The 19244-nt window shown below is 43.6% G+C and carries 17 protein-coding genes, 2 pseudogenes and 1 riboswitch; of the genes and pseudogenes, 16 read left to right on the top strand and 3 right to left on the bottom strand.

All coding sequences use genetic code 11. The annotated features are described in order from the left end of the window. The first annotated feature begins 580 nt into the window (after positions 1 to 580). The 13 genes from DW996_RS13460 (at position 581) to DW996_RS10995 (ending at position 11801) form a co-directional block, all read left to right on the top strand. The gene (locus DW996_RS13460; RefSeq protein ID WP_243098760.1) at positions 581 to 793 is read left to right on the top strand and encodes an N-terminal phage integrase SAM-like domain-containing protein; all 213 of its coding nucleotides are present in this window, start codon (positions 581 to 583) and stop codon (positions 791 to 793) included. A 65-nt stretch (positions 794 to 858) separates the two neighbouring features. After that, positions 859 to 990, top strand: coding sequence for a hypothetical protein (locus tag DW996_RS13660; RefSeq protein ID WP_279220164.1), 132 nt, complete (start codon positions 859 to 861; stop codon positions 988 to 990). Further along, complete coding sequence (locus DW996_RS10950; protein ID WP_118535745.1) at positions 987 to 2048, top strand: FUSC family protein; 1062 nt, start codon at positions 987 to 989, stop codon at positions 2046 to 2048. Before DW996_RS13660 ends, DW996_RS10950 begins: the two co-directional genes overlap by 4 nt. Before the next feature lie 107 nt (positions 2049 to 2155). Next, complete coding sequence (locus DW996_RS10955) at positions 2156 to 3196, top strand: hypothetical protein (protein ID WP_243098761.1); 1041 nt, start codon at positions 2156 to 2158, stop codon at positions 3194 to 3196. Continuing rightward, positions 3178 to 3681, top strand: coding sequence for a hypothetical protein (locus tag DW996_RS13465; protein WP_243098762.1), 504 nt, complete (start codon positions 3178 to 3180; stop codon positions 3679 to 3681). Before DW996_RS10955 ends, DW996_RS13465 begins: the two co-directional genes overlap by 19 nt. A 396-nt stretch (positions 3682 to 4077) precedes the next feature. Beyond that, entirely contained in the window at positions 4078 to 5301 is a 1224-nt protein-coding gene (locus DW996_RS10960; protein ID WP_118535747.1) for a hypothetical protein, read from the top strand. Between the two features lie 95 nt (positions 5302 to 5396). Beyond that, positions 5397 to 6611: a DNA cytosine methyltransferase gene (locus DW996_RS10965; protein WP_243098763.1), complete on the top strand. Its 1215-nt coding sequence runs from the start codon at positions 5397 to 5399 to the stop codon at positions 6609 to 6611. Positions 6612 to 6687: 76 nt separating this feature from the next. Further along, positions 6688 to 6796: riboswitch (TPP riboswitch) on the top strand. A 158-nt stretch (positions 6797 to 6954) separates the two neighbouring features. Continuing rightward, positions 6955 to 7602: a thiamine phosphate synthase gene (gene thiE / locus DW996_RS10970; RefSeq protein ID WP_118280151.1), complete on the top strand. Its 648-nt coding sequence runs from the start codon at positions 6955 to 6957 to the stop codon at positions 7600 to 7602. Between the two features lie 118 nt (positions 7603 to 7720). After that, positions 7721 to 8524 (top strand): bifunctional hydroxymethylpyrimidine kinase/phosphomethylpyrimidine kinase, encoded by an 804-nt coding sequence (gene thiD / locus DW996_RS10975; protein ID WP_118535751.1) that lies wholly within the window; start codon positions 7721 to 7723, stop codon positions 8522 to 8524. After that, a complete protein-coding gene (cytX, locus tag DW996_RS10980; protein ID WP_118280149.1) occupies positions 8517 to 9701 on the top strand; it encodes a putative hydroxymethylpyrimidine transporter CytX in 1185 nt (394 codons plus the stop codon). Before thiD ends, cytX begins: the two co-directional genes overlap by 8 nt. A gap of 47 nt (positions 9702 to 9748) precedes the next feature. Continuing rightward, positions 9749 to 10261 (top strand): energy coupling factor transporter S component ThiW, encoded by a 513-nt coding sequence (gene thiW / locus DW996_RS10985; protein ID WP_118535753.1) that lies wholly within the window; start codon positions 9749 to 9751, stop codon positions 10259 to 10261. An 18-nt stretch (positions 10262 to 10279) separates the two neighbouring features. Continuing rightward, positions 10280 to 11071: a hydroxyethylthiazole kinase gene (gene thiM / locus DW996_RS10990; RefSeq protein WP_118535755.1), complete on the top strand. Its 792-nt coding sequence runs from the start codon at positions 10280 to 10282 to the stop codon at positions 11069 to 11071. Positions 11072 to 11213: 142 nt separating this feature from the next. Beyond that, the gene (locus DW996_RS10995) at positions 11214 to 11801 is read left to right on the top strand and encodes a 50S ribosomal protein L25 (protein WP_118535757.1); all 588 of its coding nucleotides are present in this window, start codon (positions 11214 to 11216) and stop codon (positions 11799 to 11801) included. A 61-nt stretch (positions 11802 to 11862) separates the two neighbouring features. On the opposite strand, the gene DW996_RS11000 is transcribed toward DW996_RS10995, so the two are convergent. After that, entirely contained in the window at positions 11863 to 12762 is a 900-nt protein-coding gene (locus DW996_RS11000; protein WP_118535759.1) for a LysR family transcriptional regulator, read from the bottom strand. A 118-nt stretch (positions 12763 to 12880) separates the two neighbouring features. Here DW996_RS11000 and DW996_RS13470 point away from each other — a divergent pair, with 118 nt between their 5' ends. The 3 genes and pseudogenes from DW996_RS13470 to DW996_RS11015 all read left to right on the top strand — a co-directional run bounded on the left by DW996_RS13470 (position 12881) and on the right by DW996_RS11015 (position 17089). Continuing rightward, a complete protein-coding gene (locus DW996_RS13470) occupies positions 12881 to 14305 on the top strand; it encodes an SGNH/GDSL hydrolase family protein (protein ID WP_243098764.1) in 1425 nt (474 codons plus the stop codon). 209 nt (positions 14306 to 14514) lie between these two features. Next, positions 14515 to 15271, top strand: a pseudogene (locus DW996_RS11010) (tRNA threonylcarbamoyladenosine dehydratase). Positions 15272 to 15322: 51 nt separating this feature from the next. Further along, complete coding sequence (locus DW996_RS11015) at positions 15323 to 17089, top strand: diguanylate cyclase domain-containing protein (RefSeq protein WP_118535761.1); 1767 nt, start codon at positions 15323 to 15325, stop codon at positions 17087 to 17089. On the opposite strand, the gene DW996_RS11020 is transcribed toward DW996_RS11015, so the two are convergent. Together DW996_RS11020 and DW996_RS11025 are read right to left on the bottom strand one after the other, a co-directional pair. Next, positions 17086 to 17796 (bottom strand): GDSL-type esterase/lipase family protein, encoded by a 711-nt coding sequence (locus DW996_RS11020; protein ID WP_243069478.1) that lies wholly within the window; start codon positions 17794 to 17796, stop codon positions 17086 to 17088. The two genes, DW996_RS11015 and DW996_RS11020, sit on opposite strands and share 4 nt — an antisense overlap. Positions 17797 to 17815: 19 nt before the next feature. Then, positions 17816 to 19182, bottom strand: a pseudogene (locus DW996_RS11025) (MATE family efflux transporter). Between the last annotated feature and the right edge of the window lie 62 nt (positions 19183 to 19244).

The following is a 19244-nucleotide window of genomic DNA, read 5'->3' on the forward strand; positions in this document are numbered from 1 at the left end:
CTCTGCGGGGAGTTTGAATAACGGACAGAAATACCGAAAAAGCCTGTAAATAAAGGATTTGCGGGACTTCTGAATTGCCCGGTGGAGTGCAAATGGAGTTAAAATTTATTTTTTCTCTTGCTTTTATTCCGGACAATGACGAGATTTTTGCAAAATCATCTAATTTCAGAAAGATATAATTAGTGGAAATTAAAGAACAGTTTGTTTTAAAGGAAGTATTTTCCGTTGGAGCAAACTGTTTTTTTTATACCCTTTTTCAATGAACTCCGGATACCAGCTACATTATGGAAGCAACCGTAAAAAAGATAATTTTGCAAAATCCGAAACAGGATGTCCTGTTTTGCACCTGTCAGTACAGAGTATATGAAAAGATAAATATTCAAAATACAGGAGGTACTGAGTATGCAGAATAAACTTTTTTAAAGGCGGCTGATATATGTGAACTTCTGGAAGTAAAACAGACATCGGCTTATGAAATCATTGGTAACCTGAACAAAGAACTGGAAGAACAGGCATATCTGACACTTAGGGGAAAGGTTCCAACAAAATTGGTAATTTCCTGGAGATTTACTATAAAGATATGGAGGTTCGACTTAGGGAAAGTACCATGAGCATGAAAAGGTACATTATCGAACTTGAAATCAGACCATACTTTGAAAAGAGGGTCTTGAGTGAGATTTCAGTAGCTGATATTCGTGCATGGCAGAATGTGTTGTTGACCTATAAGGATAAAGAAGGAAATCATCTGCAGCCAATTACGAATAAATATTGTGATGAACTGGGACTTCAATAATGTCTGCAGAGTATAGCAAAAATCCTAAGAACATCAGCAGAGACCAGTGGGAAAAGGAAATGTCGATGAATTATTATATGGTTCAAGGCGGCAGAAAGAAGCGATATCCGCAGGCGCTTGATTTCCCACTTGCAAATAAATCAAATTTGCAGTACAATTCTCTTCGCTTTACAAAAGATAGGAGAGAAAATGCATGACTTTTTATCAAGAATTACAATTAAGTTCTGTTGGCTCAAAACAATTGATTCATAGCACGACAGATAAAAAAGAAAAACGACGCCATATCTTGATATACAATTTCAAGGTATATTTGGTCATGGCGTTTTGTGTTGCCGTGGTGACACTTTATAGCATGTTGGCAGGAAACGAGAACAGTGTGGTGGGGGTGACAGTTTTACTGGCGCTTTTGGTTTTGCGTCAGGCGGATTTTGGAATCAGGACGACGCATGGCCTGCTTTCCATCATGGGGATATTTGCGATTCTCATGGCGGGGCCTAGACTGGCAAATGTTTTACCGGCATTTGGCGACTTTGCGGTCAACACGATCAGTATTTTCCTGCTGATGATATTGGGCTGTCACAATGTGATTATGTACAATCATTCCACTTTCGTTTTGGGCTATTTGCTTTTATATGGCTATGATGTCACTGGGCATGCGTATCAGATGCGTCTGCTTGGCTTGTTTATCGGAATGGTCATTTGCATGGCTGTTTTTTACAAAAATCAAAAAAATCGCCCTTATCGGAGAACTTTTTTTGACCTTTTCCGGGAGTTTGATGTGCATTCGGCCAGAAGTCGTTGGTATATCAAATTAACACTGATCGTATCAAGTGCTATGTTTATCGTAAATATACTTGGCTTGCCGCGCGCCATGTGGGCAGGAATTGCCTGCATGTCGGTCAGTTTGCCGTTTACACAGGAATGTCTGCCTAGGGCTAAGGATAGAGGTCTGTTTAATATTGTAGGTTGTGTGCTTTTTATTGCCTTGTATCTGATTTTGCCGGAATCTATGTACAGTTTGATTGGTATTATCGGTGGTATTGGCGTCGGATATTCTGCCGGCTACAAATGGCAGACGGCTTTTAACACCTTTGGAGCACTGGCAATTGCATCCTCTTTATTTGGTATGCCGATGGCGGTGGCTCTGCGTATTGGTATCAATGTGCTGGCATCTCTATATACGGTTGTTATCAATAAGTGTTTGGATTGGTTACATACGCGTAGAACTGCACAAAAAAGTTTTTTATATGAATAAATTTTATAAAATTGGTAATATTTTTTGCCTATTTTCGATATTTGATATACACAAGACAAAAAACGTGCTAGGATAAAAGCATAAATATTGGAAAGGAAGGTAATAAAATGGCAGAATTTGTAACATTGGCACCGGAAAAACTGAGTGCTCTGCGTGAGATGAATCCATGTCTCATGTCTTATAATATTGAATTTGCGGAAGTGACGGGTGGAACTTTCTGGAAGGCATACACACCGGAGCAGATCGCGGGAATAGAGCCTTTTCAGGTAGGAAAAGGCGAAAATATCACAGATATGTATAAGGATCTGATGCAGGTCTATGCACCGATCAACCTCTATGATGAGAAATTGCGCAAACTGGCAAAGGAACTGGGAACGGCATGGGTGCGTGTGTCCGGTACCTGGGCGACCAAGACTTATTATGATTTTGATGGAACCTGCAATGGCAAGGTGCCGGAAGGTTATCTGAATGTGCTGACCAAGGACCAGTGGATTGGTGTGCTTGACTTTGTTAAGGCGATCGGAGCAAAACTCATGATCTCCGTGGCAAACTGTCCGGGATTGCATAGCGCCGATCAGCCGTGGCATCCGGCAGAGGCAGAGAAGATCTTTGCACTGAGTAAGGAATACGGCGTACCGATCGATGGAGCAGAGTTTGCAAATGAACCGAACATGATGGAGGAGACCGGTTTTCCACATGGCTATACAGCCGCAGATTACAGACGCGATCAGGATCTTTTCTTCGTTTGGCTGCGCAAGAATTATCCGGATTGCCTTTGCATCGGACCGAGCAGCGTTGGTGATGGCCTTGATTTTATGGGCAGTGAAGATAGTGCAAGTGGTGGCGGGGTAGAACAGCTTACCAAGGAAAATGTTTCAACTGAGGAACTTTTAAAGGGTACCAAAGAGCCTTTGGATGTATTTAGTTATCATTACTATAATGGTGTATCTGATCGTTTGGCATCTGTTATGCCAAGTGCTCATTGGGCTCCGGAAAAGGCAAACAGTGAGGAGTATCTTTATGTGCCGATTCATTGTGCCAAGGTATATGCTCCAATCCGTGATAAATATGCAGCAGATACAGAAATGTGGGTAACCGAGTCCGGCGACGCAGGCGGCGGTGGAGATACATGGGCATCTACCTATTAGATGTTCTTAGAACCTTAAACGAATTGGCGGGATTTTCCACGGTTAGTAATGGTGTGATTTTCCATAATACACTGGCAGCATCTGATTACGGATTTTTGGCTCGTGAAGTCTTTGATCCACGTCCAAATTATTTTGCGGTGCTCTTGTGGAATCGCCTGATGGGAACAACCTGTTATGATACAAAGGAGCCGGTTCGTGAGGGGGCACATGTTTACGCGCATTCTCGCAAGGACGGCAAGCCGGGATTTGTTTATCTTGTGATCAACAACTCACTGACAGAGACAACCGAGGTAGAACTTCCAAAGGAAGCAGAAAGATATACTCTGGCAGGCCAGGATGGCAATATGCGTGCGACCATTATGACACTCAATGACAAGCCACTTGTCTTGGGAGAGGATAATGCATTGCCAGATTTAAGTCCGGTTGTTCAGCCTGCAGGTCAGGTGGAACTTGCACCGGGAACTTGTACATTCTTTGTTTTATAATCATTAGAGATAATCGAATAGAGACTAGAAGAAAGGCGTTGTCGAAAGGCAGCGCCTTTTATGGTACAACAGAAAATCCATTTTATGGCATAGCAAACAGTAAGAAACTATAGTAAGATATAACATATATTTCATAGAATTGTGCTATATGTAAGCCCATAGTTTTAAAATTGGGAGGAAACGATCATGTTAAAAAAACTGGGGAAAAAGAATTTTTTACAGAAGAAATCCTAGTTATGCCAGCAAGGCTAAGGAAGTTTATGCCAATGCACAGCTTTACTTTATCGAAAACGGAGCCCACGGATTTAAGCGGAAGCATGATGCGATCGCTATGGGGTATTTAGATGCTTTTGTGGGATAGACAGGGAAAGCATTCTTGAAAAGAGGGGGACAACGATGGCTTTTTTAGTAGAACAAGTGAATACAGATGGAACGATTGTCTGCGATTATGATCAGACACTTTCGGTGCGGGCTCTATATGAACGCATTGCGACATATTTTCCGGGAATTTATAGAGATGAAGACGGAATCATCTGTGGTGTGTATCAGGGACGTAAATATTCCATTCGTGCCAAAAATGTTTCCTATCTGGGCAATCCACATCCGGTTTTTAAAAAGAGAATACAGATAGCAAATGATCTGAAAGAATTTTACCAGGCATCTCTTGCCAAAGGATATCGGCCTATTTTGTTAGGGGTATACACCTATAAGCAAACAGTATTATTCTGTGCCTTTCGGATTGAGGATTTCATATACAAAAAAGCCCACAACTCCTCTGCACATGTGTATAGCAGTGACCTGTCCGATGCAGCAGAGCATGATTATTTTCAAAAAACAGATTATTTTGGCAATCAGATCACTGTCTTTTCGCCAAAAGGAGTTGAAGTTTTCCTAAGGGAACTATTTGAAAATACAGGGCAGACCTGGGGTACACCCGACCTATTTTCTGTGGATGTTTCTAATCCTATGCCGCAGCATATTGTGCAGGAGATTTTGACATTTTTTCAAGATGTTAACAAAGAATGGCGCGGAATAGACTGCTACCGACAGATGATCGCTGCCAATTATCGCAACAAATATCAACCGGAATGGGCTGGATTTTATCTGGAATTTTTGTTTGAACAATATCTTGTGGGGCATCAACTACAAGATGATATCCGCTATGCACAGGATAAGTCAAAAAACGGTATTGATTTAGACCTATATTTTCCAACCATAGGTTGCTATGGAGACTTAAAGACCCACAGCATAGAATCTCGCGGTGTGCAGGGCAACGATTGGGATACTGTGTTTTCACTGATCGACGGCAATCCCAGAGGACACCTCTATTATCTGGTTTGTGAACACGAGACGATCAAAGATAGGGTGTGCAATTATGAAGTGACAGAATACTGGAATCGCGCACTACACAAAGAAAATCTGCGTAGTTATGGCGGACGGATGAAGAATCAGGTGACGCTGGCAGATTTTTATCTGCTGGATATCAATGACGGTAATAAACAGTTCTTGTCACAGTTTAAACAGGGCATCAACAGTAATGGAAAACCGAGAGCGCCCAAGATCATGGTCGAGCGTGATCAATTTAAAAATTTTGCGATAGCGGAAATGCCCTTGTTATAAAAATTTTTAATCATATCAAAAAAGTCTAGCTTTCCAAAGGCGGCTATGATAGAATAGATATGTTTGAGCGCAATAAATCAGAAGGAAACGATATTTTGGAAAAACGAGACAAGGGTACATACAATTTCAAATTTATAGATCTTTTCTCCGGAATTGGGGGCTTTCATCAGGCGATGACGCAACTTGGTGGAGAGTGTGTGCTTGCATCAGAAATCGATGCCAATTGTAATCAGGTATATAAGCAGAATTATCACATGGATTCTGCTGTAAATGTACGAGATCTGAATGAAAAAACAGACATACCGGATCATGATGTACTATGTGCAGGATTTCCGTGCCAGGCATTTAGCAAGGCCGGAAAACAGGCAGGCTTGAAAGACCAGACAAGAGGTACCCTATTTTTTGAAATTGAACGTATTTTACGTGAAAAGAAACCGGAGTATATAGTGTTAGAAAATGTACGAAATCTTGTCAGTCACGATCACCATAATACCTGGCGCATTATTCATGCCGTGCTTCAGGATTGTGGATATCGTTTGACGGAGGCACCGCTGATCGTTAGTCCACATCAGTTTGGAATACCACAATTGCGAGAGCGCGTGATCATCTTGGGAAAATATGATCCCAAGCATGTAGATGAGCCGCTGGATATTCAGATATCGGGAGGTTACAAAAAAGAAGATAACAGCATTTATGAAATTTTAGATGAGCAGAAAGTAGAGGACAAGTATTACATATCTGCGTATGAGAAGTATGTACTGTCTGCATGGGATGAGTTTTATCAGGGAATTGATTTAAAAGTGATCGGTTTTCCCATCTGGGCAGATTATTTCAAATACAAGGCAGTTCCACAAGAGTATCCGGCATGGAAACAGAATTTTGTAAAGAAAAACATGGAACTCTATCAACGCAATCAAGTCTTTATTGACGCGTGGCTGGAAAAATATAACAACTTACAGGATTTTGTTCCGACGCATCATAAGATGGAATGGCAGGCTGGAACGGCCATTTCCACCCTTTGGGAGGGCATTATACAGATGCGACCATCAGGCATTCGCGTGAAAGCACCAACGTGTTTCCCTGCACTCGTTGCCATGGTACAGATCCCGATTATTGGCAGATACAAGAGACGATTAACGGTGGAGGAGGCAGGGCGTTTGCAAAGTTTTCCGAATCCGGTTCGAACGCCGGAGGCAGGAGAAGGATTTATATGCGATAGCAGTGATCAACAGGCATATAAACAATTTGGCAATAGTGTCAATGTGGAAGTGATGCGGCGTTGTACCCAGGAACTTTTTGACCGCTACTAAATTGCAATAAAATTTTCTTGCATAATTTGTCATAACGACTATAATAAAGATGTTGTCCGAAAGAATGACATCTTTATTTTATAAAAAGGGGAGCTTGCAAGTAGGCAGGCTGAGAGTAAGCGAGTTGCTTTGACCCATAACCTGATTTGGATAATGCCAACGTAGGGAGATAGAGAGTTGCAGAAATGATTATTTCGCACAGAAATCCATCGTTGGTTTCTGTGCGTTTTTTGTATAAATAAGAAAATCCTACGAAATTGCTTATGATAAAAAAGGCAATTTGTGCTGGAGATACGCACGCGCGCGAGCATGAAGCAGGTCACAGGCGCGCGAAGGAGAATACATGGAATTTAGACGAGAACAATTAAAAGTATATGCGATTACAGACCGCAGCTGGCTGGGCGAACAGACACTTGCACAAGCGGTGGAAAGTGCTCTGGCAGGCGGTGCAACAATGGTACAACTTCGTGAGAAACACTTAGACGAAGAGACTTTTATTGGGGAAGCAAAGGAATTGCTTTTGCTCTGCCATCGATATCATGTGCCGCTGATCATTAACGATAATGTAAAAGTAGCAAAGTTGGTCGGGGCGGATGGTGTGCATGTGGGACAGTCCGATATGGAAATATCCAAAGTCAGAGAGATTTTGGGAGAAAACGCCGTGATTGGTGTGACTGCAAAGACAGTGGAACAGGCAAAAGCAGCGGAGGCGGCTGGCGCTACCTATTTGGGCAGTGGAGCAGTCTTTGGTACGAGTACAAAATCAGATGCCAAGCCAATGTCCTTCGAACTGTTTCGACAGATTTGCGAAAGCGTAAGTATTCCGGTGGTCGCGATCGGTGGCATCTGCGGAGAGAACTTACCACAACTGACAGGTCAGAAAATGGCAGGCATTGCTGTGGTCAGCGGAATTTTTGCCAGCGATGATATCGAGGCGGAGACAAGAAAACTGCGTCAAAAGATGGATGACATCTTAGAAAAACACATATAATTTCTCCGGCCTTTTAAAAGACCGGTAAGTTATAGATAGATTTACAGCGGCAGATTGGGGGCACCACCTTAGGTCGCTATACAAAATTAATGCACGATTCGTACAAGGAGGAATGTATATGTACACAGCATTAACAATCGCTGGAAGTGATTCCAGTGGAGGCGCCGGCATCCAGGCAGATATTAAGACGATGACAGCAAATGGCGTATATGCCATGAGCGCCATCACGGCTTTGACTGCCCAGAATACAACCGGCGTAACAAGTATTATGGAGGCAACTCCACAGTTTTTGGCAGAGGAGCTGGATTGTATTTTCACAGATATTTATCCAGACGCTATTAAAACAGGGATGGTAGCATCAACGGAACTGATTGAGGTTATTGCGGATAAGTTAACCGCCTATGAAGCTAAAAATATTGTTGTAGATCCCGTGATGGTAGCGACAAGCGGCGCACGCTTGATCAGTGAGGATGCGATTAGCACATTGAAAAGTAAATTATTACCTCTTGCAAAGGTTATCACACCGAATATTCCAGAGGCGGAAGTATTATCCGAAATGCAGATTAAAAGTGAAGCAGATATGGAAAAAGCTGCGGAAATCATTTGCGACCGTTTGGGATGTAGTGTTCTTCTAAAAGGTGGCCATCAGTTAAACGATGCCAATGATCTTTTATGGCAAAAAGATGAGCAGGCAACCTGGTTTATGGGAAAGAGAATTGATAATCCAAATACCCATGGAACAGGATGTACATTATCATCTGCCATTGCCAGCAATTTGGCGAAGGGATACGATCTAAAGACATCCGTAAAATATGCCAAGAATTATATTTCCGGAGCGCTTGCTGCCGGTTTGAATCTTGGAAAGGGAAGCGGCCCGATGAATCACGCATTTGCAATCAAAGGAGAATACATAGATGAATGAAAATAGAACTTCCGTTTTTTCAAATGGATTGATATGGTTTGGTGCAGGGGTATCTCTGGCTGAAATTTTGACAGGTACTTATTTTGCTCCATTAGGTTTTGGTAAAGCTATGGCAGCTATTTTATTAGGTCATTTCATCGGTGGTCTTATGATGTTTGCTGCTGGTATGATTGGCGCAAAAGAAAGACGTAGTGCCATGGAAACAGTAAAAATGAGTTTTGGTGAAAAAGGAAGTTTATTGTTTGCCATTCTTAACGTTTTGCAGTTGATTGGATGGACATCAATTATGATTTATGATGGTGCGCTTGCAGCAGATGGTTTGCTGCATACAGGACTCTGGATATGGGCTTTGGTGATTGGTGCGTTGATTATTCTTTGGATTGTAATCGGTCTTACGAATTTAGGTAAGCTCAATACGATTGCAATGACAGCACTTTTCATTTTGTCACTGATTCTGTTTAAGGTAATTTTCTTTGGTACTGCAGTAGCAGGTCCGATTGTGGATGATGGAAGCCTGACCTTTGGCGCTGCAGTGGAATTGGCAGTAGCTATGCCGCTTTCCTGGTTACCGCTTATCAGCGATTATACAAGAGAAGCAGAAAAGCCATTTGCAGCAACACTCGTTAGTGTACTTACCTACAGTGTTGTCAGCATTTTTATGTATATGATTGGTATGGGAGCAGCGATTTTTACAGGAGAATATGATATTGCCCAGATTATGGTAAAAACAGGACTTGGCGTTGTTGGCCTTTTGATTATCGTATTCTCAACCGTGACAACGACCTTTTTGGATGCGTATTCTGCAGGTGTTTCATCCGTATCTATTTCTTCTAAAATAAAGGAAAAATGGGCAGCTGTGGTTGTAACCATCATTGGAACGGTTGCAGCGATGCTTTATCCAATGGATAACATTACAAACTTTTTGTATTTGATTGGTTCTGTATTTGCGCCGATGATTGCTGTGCAAATTGCAGATTATTTCATCTTGAAAAAGGCGGATGCAGCAGAAAAAGAATTTCAGTGGACCAATCTGTTGATTTGGCTTATTGGTTTTATAGCGTATCGTTTGCTGATGCATGTGGATACACCGGTGGGAAATACGTTGCCTGATATGGCAATTACAATCGTTCTCTGCCTGATTGTAGGAAAATTTGCAAGTAAGGGAAAAGAAAACTAGGGGACACATGTTTTTCGTGATGTCTCCGGAAAGAAAGAGAGAGTATCATGAAAAAAGTAAATCTGAAGAAATTAACTATCACAGCACTTATGGCAGCAGTTGCCGTGGTTGGAAGCTTATTTTCCTTCCCGGTATTTGGGTCTAAATGTGCACCGGTACAGCATCTGGTCAACATTTTATGCGTTGTTACCGTAGGTCCATGGTGGGCATTGGCACAGGCTTTTATCGCGTCGCTCATTCGTAATCTGGTTGGTCTGGGAAGTCCGCTTGCCTTCCCGGGCAGTATGTGTGGCGCACTTTTGGGCGGTCTTTTGTATAAATATGGCAAAAAACTACCCTTTGCCTATATTGGTGAAGTGGTAGGAACGGGTATTTTGGGAGGCATGCTCTCTTATCCGATAGCGTATCTTGTTATGGGAAATAAGGCGGCAGCACTCTTTACCTTTGTAGTTCCATTTTTGATTAGCACATGTGGTGGAACCTTGATTGCGATTGTTATTACGGCTTCTTTAAAAAAGACAGGCGTTTTAGGACGTATGCAGGCGAGTCTGGAAGAATAAGTTTTGTGTGGAGATTGTATGGAAAGCGATGCAGAGATTAGAACATATTTAAACAGAATAAAGACCTTGCATCCGGTTATTCACTGCATTACAAATACGGTGACCATGAACGACTGTGCCAATCTGGCTCTGGCCCTAGGGGCATCGCCGACCATGGCACATCACGAGAAAGAAGTGGAAGAGATCGCGGCGGGCGCAGATGCGCTTGTCTGCAATCTGGGCGCGACCGAATGTCTGGATGCCATGTTCTTAGCCGGAGAAAAGGCACATGATCTGGCACATCCGATCGTGTTGGATCCGGTTGGTGTGGCAGGTTCTTCTTATCGCAGAAAAAAATGCATGGATCTGATCCGCCATATAGAGCCGACCTGTATCCGGGGAAACTATTCTGAAATGCTGGCTTTGATGGAACAGCATAATATGGCGGCTGGTGTGGATGCGGTAGATAAAAGTATGGATCCGCAGAGGTTAAAGCAACTGGCGGAGGAGTTGGATTGTATTCTGGTCGCATCTGGTCCTACCGATTGGATCACGGATGGAAAGCGGATAGAGTCTTGTGAGCGCGGGCATGCTATGATGTCTTATATCACAGGGAGTGGTTGTATGTCCACGGTAGCAATTGCTACTTTTTTGACGGCGGATCTATCGGTGGAAAGTGTGGCTGCTTCCTGTGCCTTTATGGGAAAAGCCGGGGAGATTGCGGCAGACGGCACAAAAAAAGTGCATGGTGGTAGCATGACTTTTCATGATCTTTTCTTAGATCAGGTGTCTTTGCAGGGCATTCTATGGAAAGATAATACGCAGTTGTAGAATATGAAATTTCCTCTTGCATTTTAAAAATAAAAGGACTATAACAGTTTGTGGAACGAAGAGAAACGAAAGGCCATTTGTTTTAATGACATTCCGCAAACATCCCTCTGTTCTTAGATTTGTAGCATGGAGGAAAAGACAAATGAATACTTTAAAAGCGCAAAGAAGAGAAACAACGGAGAAAGCAAAGAGACTGAGAAGAGAAGGCTATGTGACCGGTAATCTGTTTGGAAAACAGATCGAGGGTTCTGTACTTCTGAAGATTGAGAAGAAGGAAGCCGAGAGGATCATGCGTGAGTGCATGAAAGGTAGCCAGATCATGCTGGATGTTGAGGGCAAGGAGTATGATGTCCTCATCAAGGAAATGGATTATGATTCCATGAAACGTAGCATCGTAGAGATGGATTTTCAGGCATTGGTTAAGGGTGAAAAGGTACATTCCGTAGCCGAGATTGTTCTTCATAACAAGGATAAAGTCATTGAGGGAGCCTTGGAACAACTCCTTGAGGAAGTATCTTACAAGGCAACACCAGAGCATTTGGTAGACAAGATCGACGTGGATTGCGCTACCTTACATCTGGGCGATACCATCACAGTCGGCGATCTGGATATTGCCAAGAATAAGGATGTTGAGGTCATGACCCATCTGGATAGCGTAGTTGTCACGGTACTTGCACCAAACAACGCAGATATTCCAAGTGATGAGGATGCCGAGGAAACAGCCGAATAATACCTATAAAAAGAACGAAATCCGCCGGGGAATTTATCCTCGGCGGATTTTTTGTCTTTGGCTATAACGCGGCAAAATATGTGTGCAGATAATCTGCAAATTCCTGAGCCAAGGCTGATAGATAGGGCTGGCGGTAGAGACAAATATGACGGTAGATTTTTGCATTCGGGAGAGGTGCAAGTATCAGGTTATTTGCGGTATAGGCAGGACGCCAACTCTTTTTTGGTACCAGAGTGAAATAACGTCCCTGACTGACAAGTTCGCATTGGACATAGGAGTTGTTGACATCGCTGGATGATTGTAGGGGGCGCAGGATATAACGCTTCCATAGGTCATCTAACAGATCGCCCATGCGGCTTTCTGGCGATGGCAGAATGCAGGGATAATGATAGAGTATGGAGCGTGGTATGGCTGTCTCCCGGGCAAAAGGATGCGATGCGGCGTAGGCAATGCAGATCTCCTCACTCATGAGTATATCGCCCACTGGCTTTTGCAAGGACTCTGTATCAGAGGAAGGTGTTGTTAGTTGTGGATAGGCATCCAAAACGAGATCCAGATGATCCTGCATACAGTCCAGAGGATAGCCGGTGTGAACCGTGATGTTGGCATCCGGACGCTTTTCATAGAAACCACCAAGAATATCGGAGAGCAACTGGGAACAGACGCTGACACCAAAGGAGATATGCTTGTCATCTGTCTGGTTGTTTGACGCAAGTGCCGCGCGGGCGCCATCGTAATTGGCAAGAATCTGCTTGGCATAGGTTTGAAAAATTCGTCCATTTTCATTTAAAATGATGTGTTTTCCCTGACGGTCAAACAGTGGATAGTGTAATTCTTCCTCCAATTCCTGAATAGTTTTGGAAAGTGCCGGCTGGGCGATAAATAAATTTCTGGCAGCCGATGAAATGTTTTCTGTTTTGCAGACTTCTATAAAATACTGTAATTTCTTTTCTGTAATCATAAGAAACCTCCCAATAATCTATACATAATATATTATAACATATGAGATTTTTATATTGGAATATTTATATATAAAAGAATTATACTGAATGCATCATGAAGATTGGGAGGTATTTTACATGAAAAAGAAAATGGCAATGCTTCTGGCCCTGACGCTTAGTCTCGGATGCATAGGGACAGCGTGTGGCAGCAGCAAGAAAGCAGATGCTGACACAAAAAAAGAGAATACGAAAACAGTGACAGCAGATGAGGTCAGCGAGGAGGAGACACTGCTCAGTGGAAGTCACATTGCAGTGGTTGGCTCTACACTTACAGTTGGAAATGGCAAGACATCCTACACCGATTATCTGGAAAAGAAAAATGGAATGACCGTGGATGTGTTCGCCAAGAAAGATGCGACCTTGACCGGTGATGGGGAACAATCCTATAAGGCACAGTTGGATGCCATGGATAAGGATGCGACATGGGATATGATCTTAGTAGAAATTCCACCGACAGAGACAGACAAAAAAGCAGAAGTAGGAGAATTATCAGAGAGTGAGGATCGAGATACTTATGATCTGGAAACGCTGACAGGTGCCTATCAGTATATCGTATCTTATTGCTGGGAGACCTGGAAGGCACCGGTTGTTTTTGTTACAGGCATTCAGGAGGGAAAAAAAGATAACATCTATGATATGCGTCAGGCTGTCTGGCCGGTCAAATATGGCATGGATCATGCATATGTCATGGATCTATGGGAAAAACTGGATTATAAGGATAAGAACATCAGTACATACAAGCAGAAAGACGGAACGCTTAGTGATGCCGGTTACATGAACTGGTATGGTCCGGCACTGCAGACGGAATTGATTGCAAAATATGGAGAAGTGGCATCGGAAAAGATCAATGAATTGCCGCAGTATGATCCGGCAAATGTGGAAGCATTTGCAGATTCTCCGTTAAAGGGGAAAAAGATCATCTTCTTAGGTTCTTCGGTTACTTTTGGAAGCAACAGTAATGAGGTTTCCTTTGTGGAATATTTGGCTGCCAGAGATGGTATTGCATATGTCAAAGAAGCGGTTAGTGGAACCACGCTTGTAGACAATGGAGAGACTTCTTATATTGCCCGCATGAAGGCAAATATTCCGGATCAGAAGGCGGATCTCTTTATCTGTCAATTGTCTACCAACGATGCAACGACAGGACAGCCAATGGGCGAGATCTCAGACTCTAAGAACATGGATGATTTTGATACGACAACGGTTGCCGGAGCCATGGAATATATCATCGCATACGCAGACCAGCATTACGGTTGTCCGGTCATGTTCTATACCGGCACAAAGTATGACAGTGAGCAGTATGGTGAAATGGTGGAATTGACCAAGAAACTGCAGGAAAAATGGGGCATTGGCATCATTGATATGTGGGATGATCTGGATGCAGACATACCGGAATATCATTATTATATGGCAAATGGCATTCATCCAAACCGTGCCGGCTATCTGGACTGGTGGACACCATTCTTTGAACAGGAAATTGAAAAATATCTGGACTTGAACTAAGACAGACACAGGGACGCTCCTATGCAGTAGGGGCGTCTCTTTTTGCTTGGAGCAACCTAGAGTGGGGCTGGTGCAGATGGGATAAGCAGGCACCCAAGCCAAAGGGGACAGTCCATATGGCAAAAGGAATGTCCCTTGTGGCTTGTGCATCTGCGGCTTCCATGCTACAATAATCCCCAAGAAAAATGGTAGGAAATGAGGAAGATCACATGTTGACACAGTTTTCAAGAACGGAGTTATTGTTAGGCAAGGAAGGTATGGAACGCCTGAAAAATGCCAGAGTGGCTGTCTTTGGCGTGGGCGGCGTAGGTGGATATGTGTGCGAAGCCTTGGTACGAAGCGGTGTAGGGAGTTTTGATCTGATCGACGATGATAAGGTCTGTCTGACCAATCTCAACCGTCAGATCATCGCAACGCGTTCTACAGTCGGCAAATACAAGGTCGATGTGATGAAAGAGCGTATGCTGGACATCAACCCAGATGTACAAGTGGAGACTTACAAGTGCTTCTTTTTGCCGGAAAATGCAGATGACTTTCCTTTTGCAGAATATGATTATGTAGTGGATGCCGTAGACACGGTGACGGCAAAGATTGAACTGGTCATGAAATGTCAGTCTATGGGCGTGCCGATCATCAGCAGCATGGGGGCTGGCAATAAACTGGATGCCAGTGCTTTTCAGGTGGCAGACATCTATAAGACCAAGATGTGTCCGCTGGCAAAGGTCATGCGCCGTGAGTTGAAGAAGCGGGGCGTCAAGAAATTAAAGGTCGTTTATTCGGAGGAAAAACCAACGAGACCGATCGAGGACATGGCGATCAGTTGCCAGACGCATTGTATCTGCCGCCGGGGCAGCCCACAAATGTACGGAGCGCCGTGATATTCCGGGCAGTGTGGCATTTGTGCCATCGGTTGCCGGTCTTATTGTGGCAGGAGAAGTCGTCAAAGATCTGGTCTATACGAAATAACATAAAAATATAAGGCTTTTCAGTACATTGCGTTAAAGGAGCAAAAATGCTATGAGAAGGAAGATTGGAACATGGAAATGGATATTGCCGGTTTGCGTGACGGCTTTGGGGCTCGTTGTTCTGGCAGGAGTAGTACACTTTAGTATAGAGAAAAATCATAAACAGGTACGGACGGTCACCGAACTGAATGCTATGAATTATGCAGAGCGCATGGCCAGCGACCTCAACCATGGAATCGGCATCACAGAATCCATACAGGCGATTATTGTCAGTGACAATGGACGGATTGACAACTTTGATGAGATCGCTGCAGACTTGATCGATGATACGATTCAAAGTATCCAGATTGCGCCGGATGGTGTCGTAACAGATATTTATCCTGCAGCGGGCAATGAGGCCGGCAAGATCGATCTGATCCATGATGAGCAAAGAGGAGAGATTTCTCGCTATAGCCGGGATCATGACCTGACCATCATGCAAGGACCTTTTTCACTCCAACAGGGTGGCATGGGCATTGCGATCCGTAATCCGGTTTACCTGAAAAATGATGCAGGGCAGGAGTATTTCTGGGGCTTTACCATAGCCATCATCCGCGTGCCGGATATTTTTGCTAATTCCGTACAGGCACTTAACAACTTTGGATATGATTACCGCCTGTCTAAGACAGAATCACCGCTTACATCCCAATATCAGGAGATTTCTGCCTCCGCAGAGGACATGACAGATCCGGTTTCCTATGAATTTGAACTTTGCGGATGCTCATTTAAATTAGAAGTGATGCCAAAAGAAGGCTGGAATCGAGGAGACAATGTAGGACGGATTCTTATTGTCGGTATACTGATCATTATCCTTTTGTCTGGCTTGACTGGATCCGTATTAATCCTGGAAGAAGATAGACAGCAATTGGAAGAATTATCTACGACAGATGCCTTAACAGGTCTTTATAACCGCAATGGTTTTGAAAAGTGTTTTTGGGAATATCGCAGGAAAAATCCAAACCAGTCATGCGTTGGTATACAGTTAGATATCGATGATTTCAAGATGATTAACGATATTTATGGTCATGTGGTAGGAGATCAGGCATTACAGAATCTGGCGCAGAGCATGCGGACTGCTTTTCCTGCCAATGCCATTTACGGCAGAAATGGTGGTGACGAGTTTACGCTGATTTTGACCGGGGCGACCTGTGATGATGTCAAAGAGCAGATAGAAGCCTTTACCGCCAGCGACCGATCTTTTATGTATAAGGGTAGGAAATACTACTTTCATATTTCTGTAGGCTATGCGGAGTATCCGGCGGATACAGAGGAGGCTGACCGGCTGCTGGGACTTGCGGATATGGCGCTTTATGAGGGAAAACTTTGTGGAAAAGCCAAGAGTATGCGGTATCAGAAAGATTTTGATCCAAACCGGAGAAACCGTCTGGGATTTGCCCTTAGTGACATTACCCAGCACTTGCCTGGAGCATTTTTGATCTACAAGGCAGATCCGGAAAATGACCAGATTCTATTTGCCAATCAGGAACTGGTTACTTATGCAGGCTGTAAGGATCTGGATGAATTCATGCAGTATTCAAAGCATAGTTTCCGCAATCTGATTCGCTCCGACGAGCAGGAGGCTGTTGAGAAAAGCATCTGGCAGCAGATTCAGTCCCAAGCCGCCGGAACGAATGATTTTGTGCAATTCCATTTTGTCAAGAAAGATGGCAGTACACACCCGGTATTGGATCATGGGCGTATCGTGGAAAGCAACTATTACGGCAATGTCTTTTATGTACTCATTATGGATTGTCAGTTGTTAGATGAGCATTACAATTAAATATATGGTTTGATATTGTTGAATACGACTTCATATGCGTTGGCAAACATATGGAGTCCTTCTTTTGTAAAATCCTTTTTCAGATAGCCCTCGGCATCACAAAGCCCATCGTTGGCATTGATAAAATGATAGTCGTATTTGGCGGCAAGGGTAGCCATTTTTTCATTGATCATGTCAAGGTTTTCTCGGGTGCGTGTGGCTAAGAGGTGCCGGACGACCTCGTTATCAGCAACCGTCGGATTGGTCGGATAGTAAGCCATCATGTAGACCTGACATTCGGGAAGCCTTTCTTTTATCTGCTGCAGGATGTGTTCATAATTGCTAAGAAGATGAACAGCCCAGTCCTGACCGTCTTCGCGAGGACGCATGTCGTTTGTCCCGATGTTGATAAAAAGTTTTGATGGGGCGAGGTCAAAAAGTACGGTGTCAATTTCAGCGATGAAATCATCTGTGGTATAGCCGCCGATACCGCGGTTATAGATGATCTTGTCAATGCCATGATTCCGGGCAATCTCTGTGATGGGAAATTGTTCCATCAGAGAAGAACCGGTAAAAAGGATCTGCCCTTTGACGGCATTCTCGTTTAGGATGCGGAAATTTTTGACTTTTTCTGCCTGCTCCTGCTTGGAACGCATTTGCATGATGCTGCCAATCTCTTTCATAATCTCCATCATTTTTGGGTCTTTTTGTAATTCTTTTAAGTCCATTGTAGATATCCTCCATTTATTATTTGTTTTTTTGTATACGTTTTAATTCCGGTAAGACGGTGCAAAGCATGGTGATAAAGCAAAGGCTTCCACCGAGGACATTGGATACCGGTTCGGCTAAAAAGACACCGTCTGTGCCCATGCCGAGAACGAAAGGCATCAGATAGGTCAGAGGGACAACGATAAAAACTTTTCGAAGCAGGGAAAAAAATATGGCCTGTTTCTTTTTATTTAAGGATTTGAAAATGGTCTGACCGATGTATTGCAAATCCATAAAAATAAAGGCTGCAAAGTATTGTTTTAAGGCTGGAACAGAGTCACTGATCAGGCTGGCATCGGAACTAAAGACCTGTATGAGGGTATGGGGAATCAGAATAATGACAGCCCACATAACAGCGGTATAAGCAAATACCAGAAGACTCATGATGCTGCCGGCTTTCTTGACACGCGTCGGACGTCTGGCACCATAGTTGTAACTGATGATGGGGGATGAACCCTCGGTCAGTGCATAGATTGGCGTTTCGACCAACTGTCTTACACTAGATACGATCGTCATGACAGAGATATAAATATCACCGCCGGTCATGGAAAGGACATGGTTGCAGCAGATGGTCACCAGGCTGTTGGTCAACTGCATGATAAAACCGGCAGTTCCAAGACTGACGATATTTTTGGCATGCCCTAAGGAGACAGAAAATTCTTCCTTTTTAAGCAGGCGAACCTGTAACTCAGATCTTCTAGTTAAAAAATAAAGGACAAAGGCAGCAGACAGAGTCTGTGAGATGACGGTTGCAATTGCAGCACCACATACGCCAAGGCCAAATGCGAAGATGAAAAGTGGATCTAAGAGCAGATTGGCAAGGGCACCGATGGCGACGGAGAGCATGCCCATGGTGGAATAGCCCTGGGCATTGATAAAGGGGTTCATACCCACAGCTATCATGGATGGCAGGGTACCTATCAGGTAGAGCATGAGGTAGGGATAGGCAAATACCAGTGCTTTTTCGGAGGCTCCAAAAAGGATGAGAAGGGGATGGGCAAAGAGCATGCCAATCGCCATGAGCAAAATCGCGGCTATGCACAGCATGGTAAAGGATGTGTTCATAATCTGGTTGGCCCTTGTATCCTCTTTTTTTCCTCTGTGGATGGAAAAATCGGGGCACCGCCGCTGCCGAACAGATTCGCGAAGGCACTGATAATAACAATCAAAGGAAAACAAAGTCCTACTGCGCCGAGTGCTGCCGTTCCCACTTGGGGAATGCGGGCGATATAGACACGGTCTACGATGTTATATAAGAGGTTTAAAATCTGGGCGATAAGCATTGGCAGTGCGGCAGCCAGAATATTTTTGCCGACACCACCATTTTCAAAATCAATTTGTTTCATTGTGATATCATTTCCTTCTTTTTCTGCATTCAAGTATAACAATCTGTCTTATATATGTAAAA

The organism is Roseburia sp. AM51-8 (assembly GCF_003478275.1).
Lineage (GTDB): Bacteria > Bacillota > Clostridia > Lachnospirales > Lachnospiraceae > Pararoseburia > Pararoseburia lenta.